Below are 12534 nucleotides of genomic sequence, written 5' to 3' on the forward strand. Positions count from 1 at the left end.
ATCAATGTGCAAATTTAGGATTAAGAATGGGTGAACAAAACATTTCTAGAGGGGGCAGTGACGAGTCTAAAAGAGCCTTTACACGAGCCGTCCTGAATGACCTGAGGGCATTAGAGCTGATGATGTCTGAAGGGTTGATAGAGCGTGGTGCCAGACGCATTGGCGCTGAACAAGAAATGTTTATTACAGACAATAATTATGGCCCCAATTGCACGGCATTAAAGTTGTTAGAAGACATTAAGGATGAGCGGTTCACCAATGAAATCGCTCTGTTTAATATAGAAGCCAATCTGACGCCAAGACGATTCGAAGGCAAATGCTTGCGTCAAATGGAAGAAGAAATAAAGGAAGTCATTTCAATCGCAAAAAAACATGCTGCTGATCATGATTCAAAAATCATACTGGCAGGAATTTTGCCAACCTTGCGTCAAATGGATCTGACCATGGATAATGTCACACCTGTTGATCGCTATTTTGAATTGAATGATAGACTGAAAGAGATTCGCGGTTCAGATTTTCGTATGGACATCAGGGGTATAGATGAACTTTCAGTGACGCATGATAACTTTATGCTTGAAGCCATGAATACCAGCTTTCAAGTACACTTTCAGGTCAGTGGTGAAGAGTTTGTTGATATGTATAATTTGTCACAGGCCGTGACAGCACCGATAATGGCTGTGGCAGTTAATTCTGGATTGATTCACCACAACAGACTATGGCATGAATCAAGAATAGCCGTATTTCAGACCTCAATTGATACCAGATCAACAACCCACCAAAAGCGTGGAACCTATCCACGTGTTCACTTTGGTGATTCATGGATCGACAGCATTGTTGATGTATTTCGTGATGACATTTCCCGGTTTTCAGTGATGCTGACTTCTGAGTTTGAAAATGACCCTGTTGAAATGGTGCGCCAAGGTGTGATTCCTAAGCTGAAGGCATTGATGTTACACAATGGTACTGTTTATCGTTGGAATAGACCCTGCTATGGTGTGAAAGACAATATTCCGCATTTGCGCATAGAAAACAGGGTGCTTCCATCGGGTCCGTCTGTAATAGATGAAGTGGCCAATGCTGCATTCTATTTTGGTTTAATGAGTGGGTTGAGTAGAAAGTCTTATGATGTTCGAGATCACATGCGTTTTTCTTCGGCCAGAAGTAATTTTCTTCAAGCCTGTCGAACCGGCTTGGAAAGTCATTTTGAATGGTTTGATGGTATTGCGCGACCAGCGTCAGAACTAATACTTACTGAATTGTTACCAGAAGCTGCAAATGGGTTAAAGGCATCAGGTATTGATGACGATGACATAGAGCGGTATTTGGGTACCATAGAGCAGCGAGTAGGGGCGAAGCAAACGGGTGCCAGTTGGGCGATTAAGTCTATTACTGAAATGGACAGCAATGTGCATGTAGATGAACAAGTGAGGTCTGTGGTGGCTGAGATGCATAAACAGCAAGAAAACGATACACCCATTGCTCAATGGCCTTTGGCGAAGACAGCAAAACACATAGATTGGCGTGCGTCTTTTGCAAAACTGGGACAGTTTATGACGACCAAATTATTGACGGTTCGCCCAGATGATTCTATGGATTTGGCAGCCAGTATAATGGATTGGAAGCACGTCAGACATGTACCAGTAGAAAATGATAAAGGCGAATTGGTGGGACTGGTATCACATCGTTCTATACTTAAAAAAGTGGTGGAAGGTAAACATAAAGATTCAACCGCTGTGCATGAAATCATGAATTCTAACCCCATCTTTGCCAAGCCTAAAACGGACACAGTTGAAGCCATTCGAATCATGCGAGAGAAAAAAGTGAGTTGCTTACCAATCGTAGATGAGGGAAAGTTGGTGGGTGTAGTGACAGAATATGATTTAGTAAAAATTGCCAGTCATTTGCTTGAAGATGTTTTGACTGATTTTACTACAGATAAATAAGAAATGATTGTTATTGTCATTAAGCTAACATAACTACTGTAAGCGCATCTTGATGATATTATTTTTTTAAAAGCATTAAAAAAAGCGCCCCCGTATGTGACGCTTTTAATAAATTTAAGACATAAGATGTTACTGTATAGAATCCTTCCATTCTTCTATTTCCTTTTCGGCTTGATCCTTGGCGTAACCATATTTTTCTTGTAGTTTTCCTGACAATTCGGTTTTTTTGCCTGAAATTTGATCAAGTTCATCCTCAGTCAACTTACCCCATTTCTGTTGTACTTGACCTTTTACTTGGTCCCATTTACCTTCAATAATATCCCAATTCATAATGTCTCCTGTTAGGTTATATAAAGTAAAAAACAAAATTGTTTTCTACGCTCTAAAATATAAGTTTCTGTTATTAAAGAAATAGTTGTAGAAATATGTCCTTAATAAAGCAAAATATATTTAACTTGTGGTCTATTATAAGAGTGTCGGGTAAAAGTGACGTGAAATAAATGTTAAGTATATTTAACATTTGATAACCCGGTCTTGATACGAGAAAGTATTTACATCAGAGTTGATAGCTGCTGTTTAACTGATTGGAAGGGGTGTTTTTCCAATGCGCCAAAATTGGGTAAGCGACGTACTTTGAGTCTCGTGAAGATGGGTGTGTGGATACCGCAGAGGAATTTTGTGGCATTGTGGAGAGAGTTGTGTTGTCCCATGGTTTTCTTTAAATCATGTATTAAAGATTCGCAATCTAAAGTTGCTAAGTTGCTTAGCTGTGTGTCGCTTTGAAAACTTGCAGGACCCCTGGTGCATACAGAGCAATGACCACATTGTTCAGGAGTGTTTTTATCACCAAAATATTCTGCCATTTGTTTGCTGATGCAGTGGTCTGATTCGAACAGGGAAATCATGTTGTGAATTCGTTTGATTTCTGTTGATTCTTTGTTCAAAAACAACTGGTGCATTTTTTGGCTTAGTGAAGGGAGGTTGATGTCATCATCAGTTACATCAAATCTCTCTACTGCCAGTTTGGCTTGTAATTCTAAGTGGCCTTGCTCATCTAACCATTCTAATGCGGTTAAGATTCGACTGCGTTCAACTTTTTTTCCATTGGATGTGTAATTGTCCAGCATGGCTTGGATGTCAACATAGGTCCAGGTCTTTTTAACCACACAGTTATCGAACAAGGATTGGATGAATTGCTTTCTTTCTCCTTGGAATAGGTTGATGATGCTTTTGGTGTTTGAGATGCTTTTAAATGCATATTCTTCGAAATAAGTGAATTTGGGTTGGATGATGCCTTCGAGTTCTAAATAGACCAATAAGGTTTTCAGGGGCAGGGGGCGGATATTTAACTCATTGGACAAACTGGTTAATTTGGTTTCCCAATAGTTGCCTCGACAGCCGGCAATTTGCTCAATCAGTTGTTGAATCGCTTCAAGTTCTGGTGTGTCTCCATAAACAAAGTTTTCTTGCACCTGAAGGCTGTCATTGTTAGCCAATATTTCACACAAGGCTGGTGCGCCATCACGGCCTGACCGTCCAATTTCTTGGGCATAGTTCTCTATTGATTTCGGTAAGTCATAATGTATCACGCACCTGATATTGCTTTTGTCAATCCCCATGCCGAAAGCAATGGTGGCGACGATGCAATTCACTTCACCGTTCATGAATTGGTTTTGAATCATTTCGCGTTCTTCGGCTTTCATGCCGGCATGGTAATGCTGCGCATTGATTTGGTTTTGGTTTAAATATTCAGCCACGGTTTCAGCAGTTTTTTGTAAAGTGACATAAATAATGGTTGGTGCTGTTGGATTGCTTTGAATGCGTTGTTGTAGGCATTCAAGCCTTTGATGACCCGATGTTGGGCTCATTTTCAGGTGTAAATTGCTTCTGTAAAATCCTGTGATAACAACATTTTGTGGTGCAATATTAAACTTTTCTTGCATGTCTTTAATCACCTGAGGTGTGGCAGTGGCCGTCAGCAATAAACACTGCGGTATGTTGAAGGCTTTTTGGTATTGCGGTAGTTTCAAATAATCGGGCCTGAAGTTATGTCCCCACTCAGAGATGCAGTGGGCTTCATCGACCACCATCAAGCTGATGTGCATTTGTTGTAGTTGTGCGCGAAAACGTTCGTTTTTGAACCGTTCCACTGAAATCATCAGAATCTTTAATTCGCCACTTTTGGCTTGTTGTAAAACTTGGTTGTATTCGGCGCGCTCTAATGAAGAGTCCAAACGTGCGGCTTTGATGTCATGTGACAATAAGAAATCGAGTTGGTCTTTCATTAATGACAACAAAGGAGATATCACTAAAGTCAAATGAGGTAAATGCAGGGCGGGCAATTGATAGCACAATGACTTGCCTGAGCCAGTAGGGAAAATGGCACTGGCAGAACAGCCGTTGAGTATTTTTTCTATGACCTCTTGCTGGCCTGCTTTGAAAGTGTCAAAGCCGAATTGTTGTTTAAGTAAATCTGTCAGTGGTTGCTGCATTTCCATTGTTGCTTCCTGTTTGTGTGTTGTGACTATTGTGCCAATTAACTGAACATAATTCAGCCCATATTTTCTGAAGCTTGTCTATTTTGTCGACAATTTATTTGATTCTGAGCAAGGAAAAATAAAGATGGCTTTGTTAAAATAATAGGTTAATTGATATAAAAAGGAGAATGCATGCATCAAGGTTCATGCCTTTGTGGTGCCGTAGAATTTACCATCAAAGGAGATTTAGGGGCAGGCTCGGCATGTCATTGTCACCAGTGCAGGCAATGGACCGGGCATTTCTTAGCCGATACAGAAGTGCAGTTTAAAGACCTGACAATCAAAGGTGAAAAGCACCTCAAGTGGTTTGACTCGTCAAATAAGGTGAGGCGTGGTTTTTGTGGTCAATGTGGCTCAAATTTATTTTTCGATCCTGTAGACAAAGACAAACACAGCTGGATTGGCGTTTCATTAGGGGCCATCACTACACCTACCAACGTCAAAATAGCGATGCATATTTTTGTATCTGAAAAAGGTGACTATTACGAAATCAATGATGGTGCGCCTCAGCATCAGAATTGAGTTTGATAGGCATTTCCAAAAGTAAGCGCATTAGGTGCGACAAGTTCAGTGGGCTTTTGGATACTGCATTCACTGTTATGAGTAGTTTGTCGTCATTGCGGCGAAGGCCGTAATCCAGAATTTAACTGTGATACATATTATTTAACAGATGCTTTTAATTGATGAATGCTATATTTGTGCTTTCTTTCAATATAGTTTTAGAACGCTTTGCGTTGTTTTTTCTTCATAAACTGGATACCGGCCTTCGCCGGTATGACGGGTTTTGATGGAAGTATTACGGGCTTGGTTTATATGTAGGCTGTGCTAATTGATGCGAAGCCCAGGAATTTGATATCCTGGGCTTCGTATGGTTAATTGGCAGTAAAACTTGGTTTAGTTGTTACTGATATTTTATAATCAACCACACTTAGAAGAGCCACAACTCTTACAAGTGAGGCAGCCTTCTTGGTAGATGAGTTCTGTAGATTGACAATTTTCACAAGTGCCTTTGGCGACTTTGGTGCCGTCAGCGATGTAGCGTTTTAATGCCCGTGTGACACCATTCTTCCATGTGTTAATAGACTCAGAATCCAACTGTAATGTATTGACCAATTCAACCACTTTTTCAATCGGCATACCATGTCTCAAAGTACTTGAAATCAATTTGGCATAGTTCCAAAACTCAGGATTGAATTTGTGAGACAAGCCTTCAACAGTGGTTTTATAACCACGTTTGTTGGTGAACTGGAAATCATAGCGCGAACTGCCATCTGGCATATGGCCTTTAATGATCAGGCCTTTTTCAATCGTTCGTGGCAAAAAGATGCCGTCTTCGTCGTCTGCCAAACCGGTAAAGATTTCATAAGGTTGGCCATCAATGGTACCAACAAAGGCAATCCACTTCTCTTTGTTGTTATGAAAACGGACCACTTCTGCTTCTAATATTTCTGGTCGTTTGGTTGGGAAAGGGACCAATTCCTCCGCTTTTTCTTCATTGGAAATCAAAACGCCAGAGCGTGAGCCGTCACGATAAACAGTAACGCCTTTACAGCCAACCTTCCAAGCTTCTAAATACAGCTTGTGAACCAGTTTTTCATCTACATCTTCTGGTAAATTGATGGTCACACTGATGCTGTGATCGACCCATTTTTGTACGGCGCCTTGCATCCTCACTTTACTTAACCAGTCGACGTCATTTGACGTGGCTTTATAATAAGGTGATTGTTTAACCAGCTTTTTAATCTCAGTATCGCTGTAGTTAACTGACGTGTCATGGCCATTGGCTTCCATCCATTGTTTAAAGCGGTGGTGGAAAACTGTGTACTCTTCCCATGAGTCACCGACTTCATCAACAAAGTCAATGCGCACGTTCTTGTCGTTCGGGTTCACTTTGCGGCGGCGTTTATAAACAGGCATGAACACCGGCTCAATGCCCGAGGAAGTTTGGGTCATCAGGCTGGTGGTCCCAGTAGGGGCAATCGTCAGCAATGCGATGTTGCGCCTGCCGTACTTGACCATGTCTTGATACAATGACTCATCAGCGGCTTTTAATCTTTGGATGAACGGGTTGTCTTTTTCGCGTTCGCTGTTGTACATGGCGAATGGGCCACGCTCTTTGGCCATGAATACCGAAGCACGGTAAGTTTCGATGGCAATCATTTTGTGAATTTCTTCAGAAAAGGCATTGCCTTCTTTGCTGCCGTAACGGATGTTCAAGGCGGCCAACATGTCACCTTCTGCCGTAATGCCTATGCCTGTACGGCGACCTTCTTCGGCTTTGGTTTTGATGTTCAGCCACAATTTTTTCTCTATGCGTTTGACCTCTTCGCTTTCAGGGTCTGCATCAATTTTTGCAATGATGGCATCAATTTTTTCTAACTCTAAGTCAATGATGTCATCCATCAACCGTTGTGCTTTACCCACATGGTCAATGAATAGCTCTTGGTTGAATTTCGCATGTTCAGTGAAAGGTTGATCAACGTATGAGAACAGGTTGATGGCCAATAGGCGGCACGAGTCATACGGGCACAAAGGAATTTCACCACAGGGGTTGGTTGAAACGGTTTCATAACCCAGGTCAGCATAACAGTCAGGCACAGATTCACGTGTGATGGTGTCCCAAAACAAGATGCCAGGTTCAGCTGATTGCCAAGCGTTGTGGACGATTTTATCCCACAATTTTGTGGCATCAATTTTGTTAGTGAATTGCGGCTGTTCACTGAAAACCGGGTATTTTTGTGTGTATTGTTTTTTGTCTTTTACTGCTTGCATGAATTCATCATCAATGCGGACAGAAACATTGGCACCGGTCACTTTGCCTTGTTCTAACTTGGCATCAATGAAATCCTCGGCATCAGGGTGGTTGATTGAAACAGAAAGCATCAAAGCACCGCGGCGGCCATCTTGAGCCACTTCGCGGGTAGAGTTTGAATAGCGTTCCATAAAAGGAACAATGCCTGTTGAAGTCAATGCGGAATTTTTAACCGCTGAACCGCGTGGCCTGATGTGTGATAAATCATGGCCCACGCCACCACGGCGTTTCATTAATTGTACCTGTTCTTGGTCAATTTTCATGATGCCACCGTAAGAATCAGAGCCGCCGTCATTACCAATCACAAAACAATTTGATAATGAGGCGATTTGGTGTGGGTTGCCAATACCCGTCATTGGTCCACCTTGAGGTACCAAGTATTTGAAGTTCTCAATCAATCCAACGATTTCTGACTCGCTCATCGGGTTGGGGTATTTTTGTTCAACACGTGCAATTTCAGATGCCAGTCTTTTGTGCATGTCATCTGGTGTCTGTTCGTATACAATGCCGTCCGAATCTTTCAAAGCGTATTTGTTGACCCATACCCGTGCGGCTAAGTCGTCACCCTTAAAGTAAGTTAACGCGGCTTCATAGGCTTCATCTTGAGTGAATGATGTGATGTTTTGTGATAAATTTGATGCTTGCATTTTTTATTCTTCAAAAATATATGTATTGAAAAGAGAAGATTTGTGTTGATTAAGCAATATTTGTTTGCACCTAAAATATAATTAATTATCCGGATAATTTAAAAAAATTTCCCGATACGAATGATTCTTATTTATATAGAATGGTTAAATAAAATCAATAATATCTTTGTATATCAATAACATAAGTGCTTTTTTGAGCTTTTGTGCTTTAATCTCATGCGGGTAAATATAGCATGATTATGTGATTACAAATAGCAATATTGTGGAAATTTGACACAAAATATTTAGTGAACAAATGTTCATAAATTCAATAAATAAAACGCGGTGTTGTAAATGCTTGTTTTAATGGAGGATTTTTTTAAAAAATCATGTCATTTGTTTTTACACAGTTGAAAACAGAGCTCAAACATTTCGTGAAAATCTTTTTTGAAAAATGTGTCATTGAAATTACAAAATAACCATTCAGATTTTTATTGGCCGAATAGTTAATTCTACCTACAGTCTGTTCATTTGATATTTGCTGTAAATTTAGTTCAAAATTAAACCAGATTTTGACTCATGTTCGAGTAACCATGCTTTGCGTTCGAGACCGCTGGCATAACCGGTCAGCGTTCCATTGCTACCAATGATGCGGTGGCAGGGTACTATAATCGTGTGTGGGTTTTTGCCATTGGCCGCGCCGACTGCGCGAATGGCTTTGGGGTTGTTGATGGCTTGGGCTATATTAAGGTATGAAGCCACGGTGCCAAATTTAACATCAAGCAAAGCGGTCCAAACTTGTTTCTGAAAGTCCGTACCATGTTGTTCCAGCGGCAAATCGAATTCAGTCCGTTCAGATGCGAAGTATTCTTTTAATTGTTGTTTGCAACTTTCAGTCAAAGCATTGCTTTTGATTTCATTACTTTCTTTATCTCTGAAGTGGGCACTGACGATGCCTGTGTCAGAAGCGTTGACTTCCATCAGCCCCAAGGGCGTGGTTAAATAATCTGTGAACATCACAATTGACTCCAAAGTTGAAAGGTGAGGTAGCTGCGCCAAGGTTTGGCTTGGTCGGGTGATAATTGATTTTTTTCGTTGGCCATGGCTTTTTGCACACCCAGATCGCCACCCAAGAAAATGTCCGGATCGCTGAGGCCGCGCATTTTGGCATAATCGACCGTCCAAGGGCCTATGCCTTTAAGTGCCAGCCAGTCATTTGGGTCGTCATTATTTTCTTCAGACATGACAAAGTGAGCCAAGTTTTTCAATGTTTGTTTCCTTGAGCCGGGCATTTTGAAAAAGTCCAGTGAGCTGTTAGCGATGGCTTTTGCTGTTGGAAATAATTTGTGTCCATTTTGCGATTCACCCAATTGATCAACCAGGGTGGTGACTAAATTCATTGCTGCTGTGACTGAAATTTGTTGACCTAAAATGGCACGAATGCCTGCTTCGAACAAGCTCCAAGTGCCGGGCAGCCTGAGTCCAGAATGTATCGTCAGCTGTGAGGCAAAATGTGTTGAAAGGTGGTTTTCTACAGCCAGGATGTCCACATCCAAATCCAACACGCGGCGGATGTTGTTGACTACATTTTTTAATTGCGACAAATCATCAATTTCGATATCAACATTAAAACGGTTTTTGTCAGCGATGTGGTGTGCTGTGAACTGGCCTTGTGCTTGATTGAATTCAAAGGTTCTGCCATAGCTGTTGGCATCAATCCATTCCAAACCCGCAATCACGCGATGTGATAAAAACTGTTGCATGCTTTGCCAATCATAGGGTGGACGATAGGCCAGTTTTAACTGCAAATTGTCAGTTTCGGCTTTTTGGTTTTTTCGGATTTGTGTCGGGTTGAGGTGCAATTGTTTTAACAGGCAATCATTAAAACGCCGCACGCTGTTGAAACCACTTGCCAAAGCGACCTCGGTGACAGGTAATTGGGTTTGGTGTAATAGCTGCTTGGCAAACAGGCATTGTTGATACAAAGCATATTTTTTCGGTGACACGCCCACATGTTGATTGAACACTTGGCGTAAATAGCGGTCGCTGATACCCAAATCATCTGCCAATTTAGCCAAAGATCCCGATTCCAAAGCACCTTGGTGAATCAAGCGCATGGCCCGTTCTACAGTCGCACCGACACCATTCCAAGCAGGCGAATGCGGTGCACTGTCAGGCCGACAACGCAAACAAGGCCTGAAACCCGCTTTAGCTGCCGCGATGGCTGTGGGGTAGTAATCGACATTGCTTTCTTTCGGAGGTGTGGCAGGGCAAATACATCGACAAAATATGCCCGTTGTTTTGACACCAGTGAAAAACTGGCCATCAAAACGCGCATCACGTGACAATCGGGCTAGTTGGCATGTTTTGGTGTCGAGCATACAGGTGATTCAGAATTAAAAACACCATTCTACCGCCTGTCAAAAGATAAGCCAGCCACTTTCGGAAGTTAATGTGAAATGTTTTTTAAATGGTATTGAGAATGCGCTGTTCTTTTAACTATTAGTCGTTTGAAGAATTAATAAACTGCTACAATACTTTTTTATCAAATTTAATCATTAATCATGACCAAAAAGACAGCATTAGATGAATCTCAAATCTCACAGCTCACTTATGTTGAATTACTTGAACACCTCAGGCTATCTCGAGTCAGGTCAGATGAGTACTTGGGTTTGGTTAAATTACTCCAAAAAGAACTGGCATTGAGGGAGCCCACTGTCAACTATCAATGCCCTCATTGTGGCCATGACAAATATGATGAAAGGCAAATGCGAAGTTCTGGAGGACGTTTAAGTTCAATATTTGAAGTTCAAACTAACAAATACCGGGTGATAGTGTGCCAACGTTGTCAGTTTTCTCAAATGTTTTACGGCAGTGTTTCGAACAGTCAACAAGTACTAGATTTTTTGATTGGTAGTTAAAGGGTATTTATTTTGGCCAGTCACTTCAAACAACTCGTAGAAAAACAGCTCATAACTGATGCACCGTCTTTTCTGAAAAACACCACCCAATATGAAGTGATCATGGGGTCGATGGCTTATGGTGTGAGTAATGACAGTTCAGATATGGATGTTTATGGTTTTGCGATTCCGCCCAAGCACGAAGTTTTTCCGCATGTCAGGGGTGAAGTGCCAGGGTTTGATCCTTATGACTTGGGCTTTCAGCAGTATCAAAAACACCACATCAATGACCCACAAGCCATGGGTGGATCGGGTAGGGTATATGATGTGACAATTTATTCAATCACTCGGTATTTCAGGTTATTGGCCGATAACAATCCGAACATCATTGACTCACTGTTTGTGCCTAGACATTGTGTATTACATGCGACGCCTGTTGCTGAAATGATTCGTGAGCAGCGCACTTTGTTCCTTCACAAAGGCTGTTGGAGCAAGTTCAAAGGCTATGCTTATGGACAGATTCATAAAATCAGAACCAAAAACCCGATTGGTAAACGCAAAGAAGTGGTAGAGAAATATGGTTATGACATCAAGTTTGCTTACCATGTCGTGAGGTTGTTAGGCGAAGTAGAGCAGTTGATGATCACTCAAGATTTGGATTTGACACGAGATGCTGAACGATTAAAGGCGATAAGGCGCGGTGATTGGTCAATTGAGCAATTAGAATCATTCTTCAGGTCAAAGGAACGTGAGTTAGAAGCTGTTTACCTTCAAAGGTGTAAATTGCCTGACAAGCCAAATGAAAAGGCGATACGTGAATTGTTGATGAATTGTTTAGAGCAGCATTATGGCACAATTAGCGACGTGGTTAATCAACAGGATAAAGCCACTTTGGCTATTAATAAAATACAAAAAATAATCGAGGATTTTGGCTCAAATGGAAAATGAAATAAAAATAAAAGACAGTGTGTTGGCAGAATTGAAGGCGATTGAAGCGGCACATGATGTGATTGTGATTCATGCGATTGAGAGTGGCAGCAGGAGTTGGGGTTTTCCCTCACCAGACAGTGATTATGACGTGCGGTTTATTTATGTTCACAAAAAGGACTGGTACTTACAAGTTCATCCAGAGCGTGACGTGATCGAGGTGCCCATCAGCGATGAGCTCGATATTGCTGGCTGGGATTTGAAAAAAGCGATGCAATTGGCGGCCAAAGGGAATGTGGTGGTTCATGAGTGGCTAAACACACCTATAGTTTATCAATCTCATGAAAATCTGTATGAAAAAATGATGAAAGTGATGGATTTAAGTTTTAAACCACAGGCGGCTTATTACCATTACAGATCTATGGCCAAGAGTGCATGGAAAGACATCAAAGGCCAAAATGAAGTGAAGTTAAAACGCTTCTTCTATTTTATGCGATCCTTGCTCAGTGCGAGATGGATATTACAAAAAAATACCATGCCATCAGTTGAGTTTGGTTATTTGATAGCCCACACCGGTTTTTCAGCAGACATGGCAGACAAGGTTAAAGATTTGGTCACCATCAAATCTGGATTGAATGAATCTGAGTGTACCGTCATTGATGCCGATTTATTGGCCTATGTTGAGACTTTGTTTGTTGCCTTGGAAGATAACTTTCCCCAAGGGGCCAAGCAAGTTGAAATCGATTGGAATCATGAGTTTAGACTATTTTTAAAATGCGGTTGATAACA

10 protein-coding genes are annotated in these 12534 nt (G+C 41.4%); 5 read left to right on the forward strand and 5 right to left on the reverse strand.

Annotated features, from left to right (window positions below; genetic code table 11):
• Positions 1-26: 26 nt before the first annotated feature.
• Positions 27-1943, forward strand: a complete 1917-nt coding sequence (locus FET73_RS14120) for a CBS domain-containing protein (RefSeq protein WP_154224623.1) — start codon at positions 27-29, stop codon at positions 1941-1943.
• Positions 1944-2072: 129 nt separating this feature from the next.
• Here the strand turns inward: FET73_RS14120 and FET73_RS14125 are convergent, their stop codons facing one another.
• Positions 2073-2273: a CsbD family protein gene (locus FET73_RS14125; protein ID WP_154224624.1), complete on the reverse strand. Its 201-nt coding sequence runs from the start codon at positions 2271-2273 to the stop codon at positions 2073-2075.
• Positions 2274-2494: 221 nt separating this feature from the next.
• Positions 2495-4441 (reverse strand): RecQ family ATP-dependent DNA helicase, encoded by a 1947-nt coding sequence (locus tag FET73_RS14130; protein ID WP_154224625.1) that lies wholly within the window; start codon positions 4439-4441, stop codon positions 2495-2497.
• Between the two features lie 171 nt (positions 4442-4612).
• Here FET73_RS14130 and FET73_RS14135 point away from each other — a divergent pair, with 171 nt between their 5' ends.
• Positions 4613-5002, forward strand: coding sequence for a GFA family protein (locus FET73_RS14135; RefSeq protein ID WP_154224626.1), 390 nt, complete (start codon positions 4613-4615; stop codon positions 5000-5002).
• A gap of 396 nt (positions 5003-5398) precedes the next feature.
• Here FET73_RS14135 and FET73_RS14140 read toward each other — a convergent pair whose 3' ends face one another.
• The 3 genes from FET73_RS14140 to FET73_RS14150 all read right to left on the reverse strand — a co-directional run bounded on the left by FET73_RS14140 (position 5399) and on the right by FET73_RS14150 (position 10299).
• Positions 5399-7939, reverse strand: coding sequence for an adenosylcobalamin-dependent ribonucleoside-diphosphate reductase (locus FET73_RS14140; RefSeq protein WP_154224627.1), 2541 nt, complete (start codon positions 7937-7939; stop codon positions 5399-5401).
• Positions 7940-8467: 528 nt separating this feature from the next.
• Positions 8468-8935, reverse strand: coding sequence for a methylated-DNA--[protein]-cysteine S-methyltransferase (locus FET73_RS14145; protein ID WP_154224729.1), 468 nt, complete (start codon positions 8933-8935; stop codon positions 8468-8470).
• The gene (locus FET73_RS14150; protein WP_154224628.1) at positions 8935-10299 is read right to left on the reverse strand and encodes a DNA-3-methyladenine glycosylase 2 family protein; all 1365 of its coding nucleotides are present in this window, start codon (positions 10297-10299) and stop codon (positions 8935-8937) included. The genes FET73_RS14145 and FET73_RS14150 overlap by 1 nt, the downstream gene beginning before the upstream one ends.
• Positions 10300-10482: 183 nt before the next feature.
• Between FET73_RS14150 and FET73_RS14155 the strand changes: the two genes are divergently transcribed.
• Genes FET73_RS14155 through FET73_RS14165 form a run of 3 tightly spaced genes read left to right on the forward strand, consistent with a single transcriptional unit; the run spans position 10483 to position 12529 of the window.
• Positions 10483-10839 (forward strand): zinc ribbon domain-containing protein, encoded by a 357-nt coding sequence (locus FET73_RS14155; RefSeq protein WP_154224629.1) that lies wholly within the window; start codon positions 10483-10485, stop codon positions 10837-10839.
• Between the two features lie 12 nt (positions 10840-10851).
• Positions 10852-11766, forward strand: a complete 915-nt coding sequence (locus FET73_RS14160) for a nucleotidyltransferase domain-containing protein (RefSeq protein WP_218944355.1) — start codon at positions 10852-10854, stop codon at positions 11764-11766.
• Positions 11756-12529, forward strand: a complete 774-nt coding sequence (locus FET73_RS14165; protein ID WP_154224630.1) for a nucleotidyltransferase domain-containing protein — start codon at positions 11756-11758, stop codon at positions 12527-12529. Before FET73_RS14160 ends, FET73_RS14165 begins: the two co-directional genes overlap by 11 nt.
• Positions 12530-12534: the final 5 nt, after the last annotated feature.

Source organism: Marinicella rhabdoformis, from assembly GCF_009671245.1.
In the GTDB taxonomy this organism is placed as follows: Bacteria; Pseudomonadota; Gammaproteobacteria; order Xanthomonadales; family Marinicellaceae; genus Marinicella; species Marinicella rhabdoformis.